The sequence below is a fragment of the Caldibacillus sp. 210928-DFI.2.18 genome, assembly GCF_020554505.1.
GTDB lineage: Bacteria > Bacillota > Bacilli > Bacillales > Caldibacillaceae > Caldifermentibacillus > Caldifermentibacillus hisashii.
This window is the reverse complement of the sequence record NZ_JAJCHL010000001.1, coordinates 134839-153200: the sequence shown is the minus strand read 5'-3', so window position 1 is coordinate 153200 and position 18362 is coordinate 134839. Positions and strand designations below refer to the sequence as shown.

The 18362-nt window shown below is 38.2% G+C and carries 18 protein-coding genes; 15 read left to right on the top strand and 3 right to left on the bottom strand.

The features are described 5' to 3' along the window. The first annotated feature begins 501 nt into the window (after positions 1 to 501). From LIZ98_RS00785 to LIZ98_RS00775, 3 genes are all read left to right on the top strand, one after another. Positions 502 to 948 carry a tripartite tricarboxylate transporter TctB family protein gene (locus tag LIZ98_RS00785; protein WP_161522399.1) on the top strand — a complete coding sequence of 149 codons (447 nt, stop codon included), beginning with the start codon at positions 502 to 504 and terminating at the stop codon, positions 946 to 948. Between the two features lie 29 nt (positions 949 to 977). After that, positions 978 to 2483 (top strand): tripartite tricarboxylate transporter permease, encoded by a 1506-nt coding sequence (locus LIZ98_RS00780; RefSeq protein ID WP_200890339.1) that lies wholly within the window; start codon positions 978 to 980, stop codon positions 2481 to 2483. 76 nt (positions 2484 to 2559) lie between these two features. Continuing rightward, positions 2560 to 3591 carry a tripartite tricarboxylate transporter substrate binding protein gene (locus tag LIZ98_RS00775; RefSeq protein WP_227138596.1) on the top strand — a complete coding sequence of 344 codons (1032 nt, stop codon included), beginning with the start codon at positions 2560 to 2562 and terminating at the stop codon, positions 3589 to 3591. 194 nt (positions 3592 to 3785) lie between these two features. On the opposite strand, the gene clpB is transcribed toward LIZ98_RS00775, so the two are convergent. Continuing rightward, the gene (gene clpB, locus LIZ98_RS00770; protein ID WP_041846138.1) at positions 3786 to 6383 is read right to left on the bottom strand and encodes an ATP-dependent chaperone ClpB; all 2598 of its coding nucleotides are present in this window, start codon (positions 6381 to 6383) and stop codon (positions 3786 to 3788) included. A gap of 209 nt (positions 6384 to 6592) precedes the next feature. On the opposite strand from clpB, the gene LIZ98_RS00765 reads away from it, so the two are divergent. Both LIZ98_RS00765 and LIZ98_RS00760 read left to right on the top strand, forming a co-directional pair. Continuing rightward, positions 6593 to 7762 carry an MFS transporter gene (locus tag LIZ98_RS00765; RefSeq protein WP_227138597.1) on the top strand — a complete coding sequence of 390 codons (1170 nt, stop codon included), beginning with the start codon at positions 6593 to 6595 and terminating at the stop codon, positions 7760 to 7762. Positions 7763 to 7973: 211 nt separating this feature from the next. Continuing rightward, a complete protein-coding gene (locus LIZ98_RS00760) occupies positions 7974 to 8915 on the top strand; it encodes an alpha/beta hydrolase (RefSeq protein ID WP_227138598.1) in 942 nt (313 codons plus the stop codon). A gap of 97 nt (positions 8916 to 9012) precedes the next feature. On the opposite strand, the gene LIZ98_RS00755 is transcribed toward LIZ98_RS00760, so the two are convergent. Further along, positions 9013 to 9513, bottom strand: a complete 501-nt coding sequence (locus tag LIZ98_RS00755) for a YbaK/EbsC family protein (RefSeq protein ID WP_034770219.1) — start codon at positions 9511 to 9513, stop codon at positions 9013 to 9015. Between the two features lie 534 nt (positions 9514 to 10047). Further along, positions 10048 to 10377, bottom strand: a complete 330-nt coding sequence (gene csaA, locus LIZ98_RS00750; RefSeq protein ID WP_041846143.1) for a chaperone CsaA — start codon at positions 10375 to 10377, stop codon at positions 10048 to 10050. Between the two features lie 383 nt (positions 10378 to 10760). Here csaA and LIZ98_RS00745 point away from each other — a divergent pair, with 383 nt between their 5' ends. The 10 genes from LIZ98_RS00745 (at position 10761) to LIZ98_RS00700 (ending at position 17928) form a co-directional block, all read left to right on the top strand. After that, positions 10761 to 11972 (top strand): MFS transporter, encoded by a 1212-nt coding sequence (locus tag LIZ98_RS00745; RefSeq protein ID WP_041846144.1) that lies wholly within the window; start codon positions 10761 to 10763, stop codon positions 11970 to 11972. A gap of 411 nt (positions 11973 to 12383) precedes the next feature. Then, on the top strand, positions 12384 to 13046 hold the full coding sequence (locus tag LIZ98_RS00740) for a Type 1 glutamine amidotransferase-like domain-containing protein (RefSeq protein WP_227138599.1): 663 nt from the start codon (positions 12384 to 12386) through the stop codon (positions 13044 to 13046). 53 nt (positions 13047 to 13099) lie between these two features. Next, on the top strand, positions 13100 to 13645 hold the full coding sequence (locus LIZ98_RS00735; protein WP_227138600.1) for a Rossmann-fold NAD(P)-binding domain-containing protein: 546 nt from the start codon (positions 13100 to 13102) through the stop codon (positions 13643 to 13645). 268 nt (positions 13646 to 13913) lie between these two features. Beyond that, positions 13914 to 14102 (top strand): DUF4083 family protein, encoded by a 189-nt coding sequence (locus tag LIZ98_RS00730; protein WP_034770205.1) that lies wholly within the window; start codon positions 13914 to 13916, stop codon positions 14100 to 14102. A gap of 16 nt (positions 14103 to 14118) precedes the next feature. Continuing rightward, positions 14119 to 14523 (top strand): type VII toxin-antitoxin system MntA family adenylyltransferase antitoxin, encoded by a 405-nt coding sequence (gene mntA, locus LIZ98_RS00725; RefSeq protein ID WP_034770202.1) that lies wholly within the window; start codon positions 14119 to 14121, stop codon positions 14521 to 14523. Next, complete coding sequence (gene hepT, locus LIZ98_RS00720) at positions 14513 to 14917, top strand: type VII toxin-antitoxin system HepT family RNase toxin (protein ID WP_227138601.1); 405 nt, start codon at positions 14513 to 14515, stop codon at positions 14915 to 14917. The genes mntA and hepT overlap by 11 nt, the downstream gene beginning before the upstream one ends. A gap of 48 nt (positions 14918 to 14965) precedes the next feature. Further along, entirely contained in the window at positions 14966 to 15724 is a 759-nt protein-coding gene (locus tag LIZ98_RS00715) for an AAA family ATPase (protein WP_034770197.1), read from the top strand. 22 nt (positions 15725 to 15746) lie between these two features. Continuing rightward, positions 15747 to 16175: a GNAT family N-acetyltransferase gene (locus tag LIZ98_RS00710; protein WP_041845172.1), complete on the top strand. Its 429-nt coding sequence runs from the start codon at positions 15747 to 15749 to the stop codon at positions 16173 to 16175. Between the two features lie 11 nt (positions 16176 to 16186). Continuing rightward, entirely contained in the window at positions 16187 to 16753 is a 567-nt protein-coding gene (locus LIZ98_RS00705; protein ID WP_227138602.1) for a GNAT family N-acetyltransferase, read from the top strand. Positions 16754 to 17586: 833 nt separating this feature from the next. After that, a complete protein-coding gene (locus tag LIZ98_RS00700; protein ID WP_041845171.1) occupies positions 17587 to 17928 on the top strand; it encodes a hypothetical protein in 342 nt (113 codons plus the stop codon). Positions 17929 to 18362 lie beyond the last annotated feature (434 nt).

The following is an 18362-nucleotide window of genomic DNA, read 5'->3' as shown; positions in this document are numbered from 1 at the left end:
TTTCTTCTGATTTTCCAGCATGCTTTGTCCCATAGCACGGGCCTATGAGACATTTCTTCTTGATTTTCAATTCAATTTGTCCCATAGCCAGATGTTTCTTTGCTTCTATGGGACATTTCTTCTGATTTTCCAGCATGCTTTGTCCCATAGCACGGGCCTATGAGACATTTTTTCTTGATTTTCAATTCATTTTGTCCCACAGTCCCCCATGTAGCGCTAGGCTACACCACAGGAAGATGGTTTTTTCATGGTAGCCTAATTGTTCCATACGTCCATAACACCTATCTGCTTTAAACAAAATTTTAAGGAGGAGGGCATATAATCTTGTTGCTCCGAAAACATGTAAAACTGTCAACCTGCCCAAAATTTTTTTATTTGTGCCCAAATGACTGACGGTTGAATATAGAATAAATAGGTAATTGAAGATACTCGCCCAGATGAAAGTGTAAAAAATACGCCCTACATGATTGTTCCGGGAAGGAGGGTTACATCATTTTCGCATTGTTTATTAGACGAATCGGTGGAGTTGTATCTATAGCTTTCGGAATTTTCGCGACCCTGGAAGCATCCAGACTTTATACTTATGGCACAGGCATACTGATTGGTGATCATGCCTTTCCTGCAATAATAGGAATCATCCTCATTGTTGCAGGATTGTTCTACCTTTGCTTACCTTACAAAGAAGAAAAAGTGGTCATGCCAAATCATAAACAATTAAAAACAATGATTTATACAATTGGGATATTATGTCTGTATTGTTTCAGTATGAACTACCTCGGCTATTTTGTTACCACATTTATAGCCTTTCTTTTATTACTTAAAGTAATCGGTAACTACCGATGGGTATGGACAATGGCCTTTGCCTTAATTTTTACAGCAGTTATGTACTACTTGTTTATCACCTTATTAAAAACACCATTACCTATTACGCCAATATTATCAATTTAAAAAGGGGGATCTCATACTTGGATTCAATCATGTATTTGCTTAACGGATTAGGTGCTGTGTTGACCCCTTTCAATTTATTCATCGTTGTGGTCGGCTCCTTTCTTGGCACTTTCGTCGGTGTGTTACCAGGACTCGGTCCGACTTCTGCAATTGCCATTTTACTACCAATGACAACGATCCTTGAACCGGTGCAAGGGATTATGATGATGGCCGGAATTTATTACGGGGCAATGTACGGGGGTTCGACAACAGCCATTTTAATGAATATCCCCGGTGAATCGTCATCGGTTCCGGCAACACTCGACGGATATCCGCTGGCAAAGCAGGGAAGAGGCGGTGCAGCGCTTGGGATTGCTGCGATTGGCTCTTTTTTTGCCGGAATACTGGGTCTCGTCGGACTTGTATTGTTTGCCCCAATTTTAGCAGATCAAGCTTTGAAATTCGGTCCGCCCGAATATTTTGTCTTAATGCTTATGGCTTTGTTCATTTTATTTAACATTTCCGGTTATTCGTTTATAAAATCATTGATTATGGGGGCTTGCGGCTTTCTTGTTTCATTTGTCGGAATTGGTTTATCTTCAGGTGTGGCACGATTTGACTTTGGTCTTCCGGTTTTGGTTGGGGGTTTTGAAATGATCAGCATTATTATTGGTTTATTTGCGATAACCGAAGTGCTGAAGGGAATTGAAGAGAGTCGGATAAAAATTAAGCAGCAAAAAATTAAAAAAGTTTTCCCGACCAAGGAAGACTTGAAAAATAGCAAAATGCCAATTTTACGTGGAAGCCTGCTTGGATTTTTTCTCGGAATTTTGCCTGGTTTTTCGGCAACCATTACATCTTTTCTTTCTTATGATATTGAGAAAAAAGTTTCCAAACATCCGGAAAAATTTGGTCATGGGGCGATTGAAGGGGTAGCCGGCCCGGAATCGGCAAACAATGCGACAAGTTCCGGGGGCTTTATTCCACTCCTTTCACTGGGGATTCCTTCTTCTCCACCACTGGCAGTTTTACTTGCAGCCTTCATGATTTACGGCTTAACCCCGGGACCAATCCTTTTTGAGCAAAACAGTGAGTTTGTTTGGACGGTTATTGCAAGTATGTTTATCGGAAATGTCATTCTTTTAATCTTAAATCTGCCGCTTGTCGGAGTTTGGGCAAAACTAACCGATGTCCCGTTTGGAATCTTGGCACCGATTATTTTAATGATAAGTCTACTTGGTGCATTTTCAGTACGCAATAGTTTATTTGACTGTTTTGTTGCGATTGTTTTAGGCGTTCTCGGTTACTTGTTCCATAAATTCAATTGGCCGATTATTCCTTTCATCTTATGTTTAGTTTTAGGACCAAAAATGGAAATATCATTTATTCAGTCTTTGGAAATATCGTCAGGGAACCTACTTATTTTTGTGGAAAGACCGATCTCACTCGGTTTATTATTAAGCTCAATCATTATCCTTATGATTTCCATCTTATTTACCAAAAGAACAAAAAGAAGAATGATTCAAGAAACCGGTGAATCACAAGATATGTCATAAGTTATCCAAGTTTGTTGATCTCGATAAAAAATAAATGTGAAATTGTATTGAAAAAAGGAACAGAGGAGAAGTGAATATGAAAAAATTAATCCCTATTTTATTCATGAATATTATTGTGATTTTTACAATTTTAGCAGGATGCTCGGTCCAAAACAACACAACAGAATCAAACGCAGCGAAGACAAAGGGAACCAGTTCGGGTAATTATCCAAACCGGCAAATTGAATTAGTCGTTCCATTTGCGGCAGGTGGCGGCGTGGATTTGGCTGCCCGTGCCGTTGCCGATTATTTAAGTAAAGAGTGGGGGCAACCGGTTGTCGTTGTCAATAAAACGGGAGGCGGAGGAATTGTTGGTGCCCAATATGCCCTGTTGGAATCGAAACCGGATGGCTATACTGTACTCATGAACAACAATTCTTCTACAACCATGTATGAAGCTGGGACTACTCAGCCTATATTAACAGCTAAAAGCCATCAGTTTGCTGCACGTGTCGCCGAATCACCGTTAGTTTATGCAGTAAAAAGTGACGCACCCTGGAAGGATTTAAAAGAATTTACCGAGTGGGTAAAAGAAAACCCGGAACAACTCACATGGGCGAGCGTCGGTCCGGCCGGTTTTTCCAGCTTTGGTGTTGCAGAATGGCTGGATTCAGTTGGGGTTGACTATACAAAAACGCAAATGGTCTCCAGTGAAGGGGCCAGTGATTCAGCTGCTAAAGTAGCAGGTGGTCATGTTATTTTGGCCGTCCACAACGCAGGGGAAGTGTATTCCCTTGTTGAATCGGGGAAATTGAAAGTGTTAGCTGTTCAAGGTTCAGAACGAAGCCCGCTTTATCCGGATGTACCGACAACAGAAGAACTCGGCTTCCCAAACTTATCGGTCAGCTGGTGGACCGGGATTTCTTTACCAAAAGATACACCGAAAGATATTGTAAAAAAATGGGAAGCAGCAATTGAAAAAATGCAACAAGATAAACAGTTCCAAGCTCAGCTCGAAAAAATATATTTACAACCGGGTTACCTAAACAGTTCCGATTTTACAAAAAAAGTACAAGAAGAAGTGGAATGGTATACAGAACTGGCAGAGAAAACCGGGATTAGAAAATAAAGAAAAAGAAAGTTAAATGGATTTGGGAACAATTTCAAAAACTAGGAATTAACCTCAATAAACCTGCCACTATTTGCAGACCGTTTCTTTATTAGCAACAAAATTCCCCGAAAATAGGAAAAAACTTAATAAGGTCATAAACATAAAGAAAAACCGGCCAGAACTATCCAAAACAGGTCGGTTTTTCTAAATACTTATTTTACCCCTAATTTCAACTCACCATTGTCAATTGAAATTACAACCGTCTCGTTTTCTTGTACCTTTCTTGCGATTATTTGCCTTGCCAGTTCCGTCTCAACCGTACGTTGAATAAATCGTTTCAATGGTCTTGCACCGAAAACCGGGTCAAATCCGTTTTCAGCGATATATTCCTTCGCTTCATCTGAAATTTCCAGCTTAATTTGTTGATCTTTCAATCTTTCCTGCAGTTCGCTAAGTAATTTGGTAACAATCCCTTTAATATTATCCAATGTCAAAGGTTTAAATAAAATAATTTCATCCACACGATTTAAAAATTCCGGACGAAAATGACTGCGTAACTGCTCCATAACCAGTTCACGAGCTTCTGAACGAATTTCGTCCGTTCCTTGTTCTCGCTCCAGTAAAAATTGTGATCCCAGATTTGAGGTCATAATAACCACGGTATTTTTAAAATCAACGGTACGACCTTGAGAATCAGTAATCCGACCATCGTCGAGCATTTGCAATAATATATTGAACACTTCCGGATGTGCTTTTTCAATTTCGTCAAATAATACAACCGAATAAGGATTTCTTCTTACTGCTTCGGTTAATTGACCACCTTGTTCATAACCGACATATCCGGGCGGCGCACCAATTAATCTTGAAACGGTATGCTTTTCCATATATTCGGACATATCGATGCGGATGATATGCTCTTCGCTATCGAATAAATGTTGGGCAAGTGCCTTGGCAAGTTCCGTTTTCCCGACACCGGTGGGACCAAGGAACATAAAGGATCCAATCGGCCGATTCGGATCTTTAATGCCGGCTCTTGCCCGAAGTATCGCATCGGACACAAGCCGAACAGCCTCATCTTGTCCGATGACTCGTTCATGTAAAATCGATTCCAGTCGCAATAATTTTTCCCGTTCACTTTCAACGAGTTTTGTCACAGGAATACCTGTCCAGCGGGCAACAATTTCGGCGATCTCTTCATCGGTCACTTCTTCACGCAACAATCGATTTTCTGCATGTTCATGGACTTTTTCCTCCAATTCCCGCAATTCTTTTTCTAATGCAGGAATCCGACCGTGTCTTAGTTCAGCAGCTTTATTCAAATCATACTCGTTTTCCGCCTTTTCCAGTTCCCAACGTAGTTTTTCCAGTTGTTCCCGCTTATCCTGAACCATCTGAATGCCTTCTTTTTCCAACTGCCATTTCGCTTTCATTTCATTAGCTTGATCGCGAAGTTCCGCCAGTTCTTTTTTCAAAACATCGAGGCGGCTCATACTCACCGGATCATCTTCTTTGGAAAGGGCCGCTTCTTCAATTTCGAGCTGCATGACTCGCCTCGTCACTTCATCTAATTCTTGCGGCATCGAGTCAATTTCAGTCCGGATCATCGCACAAGCTTCGTCGATTAAGTCGATCGCTTTATCTGGCAGAAACCGATCGGTAATATAACGGTTGGATAAGGTTGCTGCCGCGACCAGTGCACGGTCATGGATTTTAACGCCGTGATGAATTTCATATCGTTCTTTCAAGCCGCGTAAAATTGAGATGGTGTCTTCAACATCCGGTTCTTGGACGATAACCGGTTGAAAACGTCGCTCTAATGCCGGGTCTTTTTCAATATATTGTCGATGTTCATCTAATGTTGTTGCCCCGATACAATGCAATTCCCCTCGTGCAAGCATCGGTTTTAACATATTTCCCGCATCCATGGCACCATTCGTCTTTCCGGCACCGACGATAGTATGCAATTCATCGATAAACAAGATGATTTTTCCTTCACTTTTCTTAATTTCGTTCAAAACAGCTTTTAACCGTTCTTCAAATTCACCACGAAATTTTGCCCCGGCAACAAGCGCACTCATATCAAGGGAAAAAATCGTTTTATCCTTTAAACCCTCAGGGACATCACGACGAACAATTCTTTGAGCCAAACCTTCAACAATGGCTGTTTTCCCGACACCGGGTTCACCGATTAATACCGGGTTATTTTTCGTTTTCCGTGACAAAATACGAATTACTTGCCGTATTTCATTATCGCGACCTATAACCGGATCGACCTTTCCGGATCGGACCTCAGCAACTAAGTCTCGACCATATTTTTCCAAAACATTGTATGTACTTTCCGGATTTGGTGATGTCACTCTTTGATTCCCCCTTATTTCTCTTATAGCTTCTAATACTTTTTGCAAGGTGATCCCCTGATTTTTTAAGAGTTTCCCGACATCAGTCTCCAAAGTTACAGAAGCAATAAGAATATGTTCAACTGATAAATACTCATCTTTAAAGGTGGTCATTGTTTTTTCAGCTTCGGTAAAAACACGCTGTAATTGGTTGGAAATATATATGTTTCCTTGTTCCACACCGCTGCCGGTGACAACAGGTTTTTTCTTTGCTAAAGCTTCTAATCCCTGTTTGAATAGGTTACTATTTGCATGCAATTTTTCGAGAATAGCGGTGACAAGATTGTCTGTGTCTTGCATGAACGCAAGATACAGGTGGACTTCATCGATTTCTTGATGATGCCGATTACTAGCAATGGTTTGTGCATGGAAGATTCCCGACTGCATCCGTTCCGTCATACGATTGACATCCATATTGACCGCTCCTTTGCCCTTTTTTGACCTTAGTTCAATTATAAAAGATTATCGTTGAAAAAGCAAAATGAGCTGAAATACACTGGAGTGGGAAAAGGGTATTTATTTATCTTCAAAAATGGACAAAAAATCATCACATCTATATTTCTTGTTTTCTCCCATAAACATGATTAGTATTATATTCAGATAAAATAGAAAGGAATTATAAAATGAATAAACGGATTTACTTTTTGATGATTATTGCTTTTGTGGTTGGGATGGTTGAACTAATCATAAGTGGTATTCTTGATCTTATAGCAGCAGACTTAGATGTAAGCCTTAGTCAGGCCGGTTATTTGATTACCATTTTTGCTCTCATTTTTGCATTACTTTCACCGGTGTTATTAATTTTGACAGCAAATATCGAGAGGAAACGGTTAATGCTGATTTGTCTTTGGATTTTTCTCTTCGGTAATATAATAACAATTTTCAGTCCAACTTATGCAATCGTGTTCGTCGGTCGTATCATCAGTGCCACCAGTGGGGCATTATTAACGATCCTTTGTCTTGTGATGGCGCCGAATATGGTTGAACCGCAATACCGGGGGAGAGCAATTGGTGTCATCTCGATGGGGGTAAGTGGGGCATTGGTGCTTGGTATTCCAATTGGTTTAATGTTAGGGAATTCTTTCGGATGGCGAGCTCCATTTGTTATGATTGCCGTTTTGACGTTTTTTTCAATTATCGGTGTTTATTTATGGATGAGTCGGATTGAGCCGGAGTCACAAGTCCCGCTCCATATCCAATTAGCCAGTCTAAAAAGCAGAAAAGTTCTCTTTGCCCTATTAACGACCTTTTTATATATGGCCGGACATACAGTTTTATATGGTTATTTCAAACCTTTTTTGCAAGAAACTATGGGGCTTGATGGAACATGGATTAGTATTATCTACTTTATTTTTGGCATTTCAGCGGTCAGCGGCGGGGGAATTGGCGGAGCGTTAGCCGATTTATTCGGTTCCAAAAAGACGATCGTCATCTCATTGTTACTTTTTACCGGATTATTTTTAATCATTCCCCACACAACGGGATTAATTCCTTTATTTATTGTCGCCTCAATTGTTTGGGGAATTTTAAGCTGGGGAGTTTCACCGGCTATGCAAAGTTACTTGATTGAGTCATCACCAAAAACGGCATCGATTCAGCAAAGCTTAAATAATTCAGCCCTCCATTTAGGTGTTGCAACTGGATCATTTGTTGGCGGGATGGTGATTGAACATGCATCGATTAACGAAAGTCCTTATGCGGGCAGTATTTTAATCTTATTATCTGTTTTAACAATTATTGTATCGTTTCGAGCCCGGCAAACCGTTGTCCCTGATACGGAAATGGAAGGATAAATTTAGAAAGATCTAATAGCAGGTCGGATAGACATGAATCGAAAGGAAAGATGAAGCAGTCGGAGAAAATCGAATTTACATCCTTGCTGGAAATGTATACGAAGGTATAAGATAAAGATACTGATTATAAACGATATTTCGATAAAAATATGAACCACTTATTCATGACAGGGAGATTGGGAATAAAATATTTATGAAAAGGTGAGCAATGATGGGGAAAATGACGGAATGGTTGGAAATGGATGATGGGCATGAGATTTACTTAAGAAGCTGGGTGAATGAAGGGGAATCACCCCGGGCAATTGTCCAAATTTCCCACGGTATGGCAGAACATATTGAACGATATGACGATTTTGCTCAATTTCTTCTTAGTAGAGGGATTTTTGTTTATGGAAATGATCATCGCGGGCATGGACGTACAGGTGAAAAAGCCGGGGTTTTTGGCTATTTTGCTGAAAAGGATGGATTTGACCGGGTAGTGGATGATCTTCATGCTATTACGAATCATATTAAGAAACTCTATCCTGATAAACCAATGATTTTGTTCGGACATAGTTTGGGATCGTTTCTGTCACGGAGATATATTCAGAAATATTCGGGTGATATCACCGGGGTCATTTTATCTGGTACCGGTGGAAACCCAGGGCTTGCGGCTGCTATCGGTAAACTTGTGGCGAAAAGGGAGATACGAAAATTCGGGAAAACCGCTCCCAGCCATGTAATGAACCGGATTATATTTGGTTCGTACAATAAAGGATTGGACCATGTCAAAAATAAGTTTTCTTGGTTATCCAGGGATGAATCCGTCGTTCACGCTTATCTTCAAGACCCGTATTGCGGTTTTGTCTGCTCAGGAACTTTTTTCTATGATTTATTAACCGGATTACAGCTTATTCACCAAGATGCTCTTATCCAACAAATCAGAAAAGATTTACCAATTTTCTTTATTAGTGGCGATCGTGACCCGGTTGGTACCTATGCTAAAGGTGTCAAAAAAGCGATAAAACAACTTGAAAAAAATGGGTTACATAAAATCGATTACCGATTTTATCAAGATGCCCGGCATGAAGTATTAAATGAAATCAATAAAGAGGAAGTTTACGAAGATATTATTCAGTGGATTGAACGAACATTGAATACAGTAGAAGGGTAAGAGGCCGAGTTAGCAGATCCGTGTGTGGCTTTCTATCAATTAGAAGACGGCATTGAATATAGTAGAAAGGTAAAGAGGCCGAGTTAGTCCCGGTCTCTTATTTAATTTGTTCAAGTAGTTCTTGATCTTGCCAAGCTTTGCACACATCAATCCAACTTTTTGCATTAGAAAACTTTTCCAATTCTTCACAAGTGAGCTCAATGGCGGAATTGGTACTGCCACATGCTGGAAAAACGGTTTCGAACCGTTTTAATGAGATGTCTAAATAAACACCGAGGTCGTTAGCCAATCCAAACGGACAAACACCACCAATCACGTGTCCGGTTTGTTCAACGACTTCCTCGGCACTGAGCATCCGTGCTTTAAACCCAAAAAAATGTCTGAACTTTTGATTATCAATTTTGGCATCACCGGCTGTAACGACAAGGATTGCCTGATTGTTATCCCCACGGAACGATAGAGTCTTTGCAATTCTGGCAGGAATAACACCAATTGTTTCTGCCGCCTGTTCAACGGTTGCACTGGATGTATCAAATTCCATAATATCTTTGTCACGGTTCCACTGTTTAAAATGTTCTTTTACACTTGCAAGAGACATAACGCCACCCCATCATTATTTTTTAACCATTATCATAGCATAAAGTTCCAAAAAATTGTAATTTTTGAAGTTGGGGAAACAATGCCTTGCCAAATGGATCAAGGAAGGGATGTAAATTGTTCGATTAAAAAGAGCCCAACACTTTTTTTCGTTAAGTGCCGGGCTCCTTCTACATTTTAAGATGTCTTGAATAAGTACAATAAGCGTAAATCCGTAAACCTGTTTCCGTGATCAAGTAGACAAGTGCAATATATTTGATAAAACTCTTGGTAAAGAGGAACAGAGCAACAGTCATCAGGAGTGTCAACAAGTAGCTGAGGTTTCCTGATATACCGTTCAGTGGATGGTTTGTGAAAAAGACAGACCTTGCGCCTCGCACATCTTTTCCATAGCAAAAATAATGATAAGGTTTCACACGGAAAAAGATGCTTGCTGTGACCAAGTCTTCTTTTTCCTCAATAACTTTATGGCATTGTTCACAAATAATCGGCCTGGACATATATATCCCTCGATTCTTGAGTTGTTCAAGTGGTTTTATCCGATTTTTGTCCCGTTCGCAACCGGTTCGTCAATATTTAATAAGACCACATCGTCTTCACCCGGCAAGCCGCCAAGTACTAATACCTCTGACTTGAATCCGGCAATGCGTCGGGGAGGGAAGTTAATGACGGCAATCACTTGTCGACCGACCAGTTTTTCCGGTGTATATCGCTTCGTTATTTGTGCGGAAGATTGTTTGATTCCGACTTCACCAAAATCAATTTGCAATTTAATCGCCGGTTTTCTAGCTTCCGGGAATGGTCCAGCAGAGATTACCGTTCCTACTCGGATATCTAATTTATCAAAGTCCTCAATGGTTGCCATGATTCCTACCTCCTTAGTACTCTAACTTATAAATTACTATAAATTGGCAAATGGTGCAAAGAAAGTCACATATACATTTATGTTTTTAGCAAAAATTGGTTTATTCCACACAAGATTTTTACGGATAAATGGGGATAAAAACTCATTTATTGAAGAAACTTTGAAAAAATAGTAAAATCAAAAAAACAAGATCGAAACTTTTCATCGGCTACCCGTATTCACTTTAAAAATATTCAGTTTCCAAACATATTGGATTTTACTACTTACATTTGTTTTTGAAATAAGATGTATCGCGTCACGTGATTATATTTTTCAGGAGGGATTAATCCAGTGTAACTATTGTCTTTTTCTTTTATCGATAAAAAAGAAAAGGGGTAGTTTTGATGAAAAGCAAATCATTTCGTTATTTATGGTTGGGTCAGCTTTTGGCCAATTTTGGTGATGTGTTTTATATTGTCGGATGTATTTCAATTTTATATGGGTTCACAAGTTCAGCGTTTTATTTGGCGTTATTGCCGTTTTTAAATACAATTGGTCGGTTTATTAGCAGTCTTTTGTCACCGATTCTTTTCAATAAATACCAGTTAAAAACATTGTTAGTCGGTTCACAAACAGTAAAAACGATTTTTTTGTTCGGGCTGTCCTGTTTTGTCAGTTTTCAAAAGGAACAGGGAATTTGGCTGGTGCTTTTCCTTATCTTTCTAATTGCTTTTTTCGATGGGTGGGCATTGCCGGCAACGAATGCCATGCTTCCACGGTTAGTGAAGAAAGAGGAACTTGTTAAAGCCAACAGTTTTGTTGCCGTTATGAATCAAACAACGCAACTGTCAGGTTGGGCATTAGGTAGTATGTTGGTTGCCTTTTTAACAGGGAAAAATGTCATTTGGCTGACGTTTGTATTATTTGTCTTTTCCACTTTCATGATGAAAGGAATTATAGACAATACACCTTTCCAACCTGCTGAAAATAGAGAAAAGAAATCAGAGGCAATGAAGGAAGGTTGGCTGATCATTTGGAATAAGCCGCTGTATCGAATCATTCATGTACAAATTATGTTTGAAGCAATTGCCGGTGTTGTCTGGGTTGCGGCGATTTTATATGTTTTTGTTAAAGAAATTTTCCATGTATCCGAAGCTTGGTGGGGATACATGAATACGATTTATTTTATTGGTTTAATTGTTGGCGGGCTGTTTTGTACGAAAGCTTCACGGTTCATTGAAGGTCGTTTGCGATTGATCCTTATATGCACATCTATTGGGGCAGCGGTTGTAACCTTTTTATTTGGCTTAAACACGTATGTTTGGTTAGCGCTGCTATTGGTTGCGCTAAGTGGCATTATCGATCAAATGAAAGACCTTTCGATGACGATTTATCTACAGAAGGAAGCAACTGTTGACGAGTTGCCAAAAATTTATGGAGCCCAGCAAACAATCATCTCACTATTTTTCGGATTATCAACACTGGTTTTTGGGGCAATTGCTGAATGGAATGTGCAATTTGCTTTTTACTTGGCCGGTGGTTTGTTGGCACTTTCATCAGTATATTTGATATTCTCTAGAAGCCGACTTAATAAAAGATATTTGGATGTCAGTTAATCGAAAGGCCGGGTACTAAAAAAGTCCCCGGCCGTTTTTAATACAGCTAATCATCGAACGCTTTCTTTTAAAAAATAGGTATAACTTCATGAGAGCAATGATTATTAATATAAACATTGAAATATTTAATAAAACTGATTTAATCGAGTAACTTAAAAAGGTTGTATTGATAACGATTGCTCCCCCCATTACACAAGCTAAAGCTACTAGATAAGTAATTTTATTTCTCATTTTTACAAGCCTCCAAACATAGGAAGGTTATTTTATTGAATGATTTTCTGCAATAATTGTATTCTACTGCATACAATCGAAATTTTTTCATTCTTCATTGAAATTCACACCTTTCTCCATCTATAATTATAGTAGAGTTCTAAATTTATCATACATATTTTAATAATTGAGGTAAAACACATGGATACACATTTGTTTCTTTTTGGCGGGGGATCACCGTTTACAGACGGGTTCGCTAGTAAGTTTGCAAAAATTTCATTAACGCTTGGTGGTCCGGTTTCAATTTTATTTATTGACCGGCATACAGACTATCAAGATTATTTGTCTTTAATTACAAAGCCATTACAGGAAAATGGCCTGAACCATTTTCTTTATCTCCCGCTTCCGACAACAACTATTGAGATTGCAAAAGAAAAGATTGAAAAAAGTGCAGGTATCATTATTTTGGGTGGGGATACAAATAAGTATGTAAATAATATAGTAGAAACAAGTCTTGCTGATCCCATACGGAACCGATTTCGCAAAGGTGTACCAGTAGTAGGATTTTCTGCCGGAGCTTTGATCAGTTTGGATCCATGCATTATTTCCCCAAAAGACAATATTGAGCGGGTATTTCAAGTGAGACCGGGTCTTGGGTTGGTAACGGATGTTCAGATTGCGGTTCATTTTAGTGAATGGGATGATAAGGACCACTTACATGAGGTTGCCAAACGATACCCGGACAAAGAAAACTACGGCATTGATGAAAACACAGGACTTTATCTAAAAAACGGACAGGTGGAACGTATGGAAGGGAAAGGGGTTTTCCGTATTATTGGCGGGGAATTGGTGAAGTGTCTTTAAATAAGTTTATAATAATATGATTATGTAAACTAAATAATTTAAAGGATGATACGATGAAACACGCATTAATTATCGGCGGGACAGGTATGCTTGCCGGTGTTACGATATGGTTAAATGAAACTGGATATTTTACAACGGTTTTGGCACGAAATCAGGAGCGATTTAGTCAACTGGTAAAACAATTACCAAGTCGCCATCAATTTATTTCATTGGATTATAAAAATACCGGTGACTTAAAGAATAATCTTTGGGATACCATCAACAATAACGGAAAAATCGATCTCGTTATCGCTTGGATTCATTTAGATGCACCAGAGGCAATACCGACCATTTTATCTGTAATTGCCCAAAATCAAAAAGAAAACTTTCAATTTTTTCATATCAAAGGAAGCAGCTATCGCTTAAATATTGGGAGTAATCCATTCCATTTACCCGAAAATTGTGTATACCATGATGTACAGTTGGGGTTTAAGTTAGAGGGGAATCGCGCGAGATGGTTAACCCATGAGGAAATTTGTGCCGGTGTCATTACCGCAATTCAAACAGGAAAAGACCATACCATTGTCGGCCAACTTGAACCTTGGGAAATGCGACCGTAAAATTTTTTTGAGGTGATGATGATTTGAAAAGCAGAAATTACTGATGCAAAAGCAATTGCAAAGGTGCAAGTGACACATGGAGAACAACCGATCGGAATATTGTACCTGAAGACTATTTAAAGCAAATGTCCGATGATGACAGGGAGGAGATGTGGAAAACGATCCTTTCGAGTGGATCCGCTTATGTCTCACAAAATGAAAACGGGGAAATTATTGGCTTTTCCAGGATTTTAAAAGCTGAAATAATCTAAACAAGGAGATTTTGGTAATGCACGGATTTTCCTTTTTTGATTCACTTTATCAAATATTAGTTATAGGTATCATGATACTTATCATCATTCTCATCATTAATTTCACTTTATATCAAAAGCGAAAAAGAGAAACGTTCGAAAAACAATTGGAATCAATTGAAAAGAAATTGGATATGATGATTGAACGAATGAAAAAGGATTCGTAAAAGGAGGTGCATCTGATTGAATGAAAAACTGGAACAATTGATCATAGACTTTTTACAAGAAAAACTTTCACCTTACTTAGTTGTTCTGTTTGGCTCTACCGTAAAAGGGACATTGCGAAATGATAGCGATCTTGACATTGCTTTTCTTGCCGAGCAAAATCATAACGCTTATGAAATTTTTCTGATTGCACAAGAGTTTGCGTCACACATAAACCGTGATGTTGATTTGGTTGATTTAAATCAAGCAAGTACCGTATTTCAGGCTCAAATCGTCAGTACAGGAAAAGTAATTTACTGTTCAGATGAAACGAAAAGAGCACATTTTTATATGAAAACGTTGAAAATGTATGCAAAATTGAACGAGGAACGTGCACCAATTTTACTTAAAGTGCAGGAAAGCGGGAGAATTTATGGAAAGTGATGTTGTACTGAATAAGATTCATATTATAGAGCGGTGTTTAAATCGAATACATGAAGAATACGCCAATAATCCGGAAAACTTAGTGAATTTTACGAAGCAAGATTCGATTATTTTAAATTTGCAGCGGGCCTGTGAAGCAAGTATTGATCTAGCGATGCATGTGGTTGCAGAGAAAAAACTCGGTCTTCCACAAACGTCACGTGATGCATTTCTTTTACTGGAAACAGAAGGAATTATCCCTGTATCGCTTTCTAAAAGGATGCAACGAATGGTTGGGTTCAGAAATATCGCCGTTCATGATTACCAAGAAATCAATCTAACCATCTTACAAAAAATTATTGAAAACCATCTCGATGACTTTTTGCAATTTACCAAAGCAATCATTGTCATATAGTTGATCATAAAAACATTATGTAAAGTAGATATAAAAAGGAAGGTCGCTATGAAACTCACATCGGACTACCAATATGTTAAAAGCATCTATTTAAATAGAGAAAAAGTATACTCATTTGATACGTTTCCGCTTAACTTGCCGGTCATCCGCAATTTGGGGACACTTCATTTCCACCCGAACGTGACCTATATTGTCGGCGAAAACGGGATGGGAAAGTCGACGTTATTAGAAGGAATCGCCGTTAGTCTCGGATTCAATCCTGAAGGTGGAACGTTAAATTTTCATTTTTCCAGTTACGATTCTCATTCGAATTTACATGAGTTTTTAAGGGTGGCAAAAGGACCATACAAACCCCATGATCATTTTTTCCTCCGTGCCGAAACGTTTTATAACCTAGCTACCAATATCGAGGAAATGGACCGTGAACTGTTGGGGGGAAGGAAGATTGTCGAGTCTTTCGGGGGAAAATCATTGCACGAACAATCTCACGGTGAATCATTTTTTGCAGCGTTCATCCATCGCTTTCAAGGCAACGGTTTATATATTCTGGATGAACCGGAAGCGGCTTTGTCACCACTTAGACAACTTTCCATGCTTACCCGAATTCATGAATTAGTGGAAAGCGGATCCCAATTTATTATTTCGACTCATTCACCAATTATTATGGCGTATCCTGATGCAAAAATCCTTCAATTGACAGAAGAAGGGTTGAATGAAGTTCAGTTGGAGGAAACAGCGCATTATCAGCTCATGAAACAATTTTTTGATGATAAAGGTCGACTCCTCCATCATTTATTAAAATCATAGTTTGAGGAGAAGGATATATGATATGGAAATAAAAGAACTGAAATCAAAGGATGAAATTATAAAAACATTTCCGGTAATGAAACAACTAAGAACCCATTTAGATGAAGAAACGTATCTTGACTTAGTATTTGAAGCAAGGGAGAAGGATCACTACCGACTGTTTGCCCTTTATGATCAGGGTGACATTGTTGCGGTGACTGGTTTTAAGCCAATGATTACCCTCTATTACGGGCGATTTGTTTGGGTTTGTGATTTAGTAACAGATTCCGTCAAACGTTCGATGGGTTACGGAGAAGAATTATTAAATTTTGTTCATGATTGGGCGAGAACGAATGGATATTCATCAGTTGCTCTTTCATCCGGCCTCATGCGATTAAACGCCCACCGATTTTATACCGACAAAATGAACTATGACAAAGTAAGTTTCGTATTCAAGCATAACTTGGATTAGGAGGAATTTCGATGGCAGAAATTATCCAACAAAAATTTGTTCTGAAGAAGGGGGAAACACTTATCGTCCGAACCGCCCTACCTAGTGATGCCAAAAATATCATTCAATACGTTCGAACGATCTTCCGTGAATCCCCTTTTATGTTAACAACCGAGCCAGAATTCACGATGACCGTTGAAAAAGAAAAACAATTTTTACAAGATTGTTTAAAAAGTGAAGGGAAGTTGGCGCTTGTTGCGGAGGTGGACAATAGAATAATCGGATTTCTCAACTTTCAAAACGGCAATAAAAGGAAAATACGCCATACCGGTGAATTCGGTATGTCAGTTGCACAAGAATATCGAAATTTGGGTGTAGGAAGTGCTTTATTAAAAATACTTCTTAATTGGGCCGAAGATAATCCCATTATCGAAAAAGTATATTTGGAAGTATTTGCCAAAAATACCGCTGCAATTGCTTTGTATAAAAAAATTGGCTTTATAGAAGAAGGCTGTAAAGTAAAGGGAGTAAAAATAGACCACCAAACGTATGATGATATCTTATTGATGGCACAATTTGTCGAAAAAGGAACTACATAAAGCGTTCAAATTTTTAATGAAAACGTTAACAAATTATTCACAGACTTTTTTGAAGAGGTATGCTAATATAAAAATATAAAAGAGAAACAAATTATTTTTCAACCTTGCAGGAGGCTCAACCATCCTAGTTAGTTCCGTTGAATATAAACTAGGCGTATTAAATTTCTTAAAGGGAATGAAAGTGGTAATTCCACCGATAATTTTCCTGTTAAAGAATTGAAAAAGATTTGAGTCAGCCGAGCGAAGAAAGCCGATAAAATTTGAAAGATGATCACTTTATGATTCGCTAACAATGGATAATAGGAATAATTCATGAAAAAAAGATAAGTATATTAGCTGGCATATCGATGCAATATATTTATCTGTCGTGAACCTTTATCAAAATTAGGAATCCGCTAAAGTATGAATCATCAAATTTGGAAGGCTGGACAATCAATTGGTTAAACTCTATTCAATCTTTTCAAGACAATGGTATGAATGTCAATTAATTAAAACTATTGGAAATATTAAAATTAAATCTGGAGCTGACGAGAAGCATCCTAAAGGGTACACTTCCAAATGGCAGACCTTAATAGGCTGCAAACGAAAAGTTATATAAAAAGTGTAAACAACCCGATCCGAATCATGTGAAAGTTCACAATTAGTGGCTTTTTACAAATAGGATGTATGGTATGGTTGGGTCTCCTGTAAGGTTGAACTAAGTGGGTCGTGATAATAACCAATATCATGATCCACTTTTTATTATGCTTTTCATCCACTTTTCTAATAAAGGATATTTTTAACCAAAATTATGGGAATAATATATGAAGATTAAAAAATATAGGAGGAAAATAATGCCTAGAAAACCGACTCCAATCAATGAATTAAAAAATAAAAACTTAACTTCAAAAAATGAAACTGAGAAAAATAATGAAAATAACACAGGAGAAGAAAGTGAAGTCGAGAATTTATCGCAAATGCTTGCTTCCGTTCTATCTTATTTATCAGATGAAGAAATTGAGGAAATTGATCTTGAATATTTATTGAATCACACAAAAGGACTACGGGAATGGTGGGAGCACTACCTGGAAAACAATCGAAAACAAATCGAGAAGGAAATTAAACAGTCGTTGAGCAGTTTATCGATGAAAGATCTTGAAAATATTAAAAAAATGATTAGTGAGAAAAATCCGTAAATTAGTCATCCATATGATACCTACACAACAAACAAACGTAATGAAACCTTCATTTATTTTATCGACAAAAAATAGTCCAAACAACCAACCAATGCTGACTGCTAAAAACAAGCTTTCCTTTCATACAACGAACTGCAATCGGTGATGGTTTCTGTTCGATTAAATGATCTGTCCGAGGCCGCTGTAATTACATCTATCGTTTCTTCTTTTGACAAGGTATCGAATAGCGAAGTCCTTTATCGAGCACGAAATAAGGACTTCGTTATGGTTCGTGATTATTTCCTCAAACAAAGAAACTCACCCCAAAAAAATTCATGACTCCTTATGATTTCGTTTTCATCTTATGAAATAGGAATAATATATCACTTATTTCAGCCTAATTACTCATTTTTTCTATCAATTACACTCTTTTTCGACAATTTTATTCTTTCCGG

Bases quoted from the DNA above. Each gene is read 5' to 3' on its own strand.
- LIZ98_RS00755 (WP_034770219.1), bottom strand. From the start codon at position 9,513: ATGTCTCTTGCAAGTGTAAAAGAACATTTTAAACAGTGGAACCGTGAC.
- LIZ98_RS00745 (WP_041846144.1), top strand. From the start codon at position 10,761: ATGAAAAGCAAATCATTTCGTTATTTATGGTTGGGTCAGCTTTTGGCC.
- LIZ98_RS00715 (WP_034770197.1), top strand. From the start codon at position 14,966: ATGAAACTCACATCGGACTACCAATATGTTAAAAGCATCTATTTAAAT.
- hepT (WP_227138601.1), top strand. From the start codon at position 14,513: ATGGAAAGTGATGTTGTACTGAATAAGATTCATATTATAGAGCGGTGT.
- LIZ98_RS00740 (WP_227138599.1), top strand. From the start codon at position 12,384: ATGGATACACATTTGTTTCTTTTTGGCGGGGGATCACCGTTTACAGAC.
- LIZ98_RS00705 (WP_227138602.1), top strand. From the start codon at position 16,187: ATGGCAGAAATTATCCAACAAAAATTTGTTCTGAAGAAGGGGGAAACA.
- LIZ98_RS00700 (WP_041845171.1), top strand. From the start codon at position 17,587: ATGCCTAGAAAACCGACTCCAATCAATGAATTAAAAAATAAAAACTTA.
- csaA (WP_041846143.1), bottom strand. From the start codon at position 10,377: ATGGCAACCATTGAGGACTTTGATAAATTAGATATCCGAGTAGGAACG.
- LIZ98_RS00775 (WP_227138596.1), top strand. From the start codon at position 2,560: ATGAAAAAATTAATCCCTATTTTATTCATGAATATTATTGTGATTTTT.
- clpB (WP_041846138.1), bottom strand. From the start codon at position 6,383: ATGGATGTCAATCGTATGACGGAACGGATGCAGTCGGGAATCTTCCAT.
- LIZ98_RS00735 (WP_227138600.1), top strand. From the start codon at position 13,100: ATGAAACACGCATTAATTATCGGCGGGACAGGTATGCTTGCCGGTGTT.
- LIZ98_RS00765 (WP_227138597.1), top strand. From the start codon at position 6,593: ATGAATAAACGGATTTACTTTTTGATGATTATTGCTTTTGTGGTTGGG.
- LIZ98_RS00710 (WP_041845172.1), top strand. From the start codon at position 15,747: ATGGAAATAAAAGAACTGAAATCAAAGGATGAAATTATAAAAACATTT.
- LIZ98_RS00760 (WP_227138598.1), top strand. From the start codon at position 7,974: ATGGGGAAAATGACGGAATGGTTGGAAATGGATGATGGGCATGAGATT.
- LIZ98_RS00730 (WP_034770205.1), top strand. From the start codon at position 13,914: ATGCACGGATTTTCCTTTTTTGATTCACTTTATCAAATATTAGTTATA.
- LIZ98_RS00780 (WP_200890339.1), top strand. From the start codon at position 978: ATGTATTTGCTTAACGGATTAGGTGCTGTGTTGACCCCTTTCAATTTA.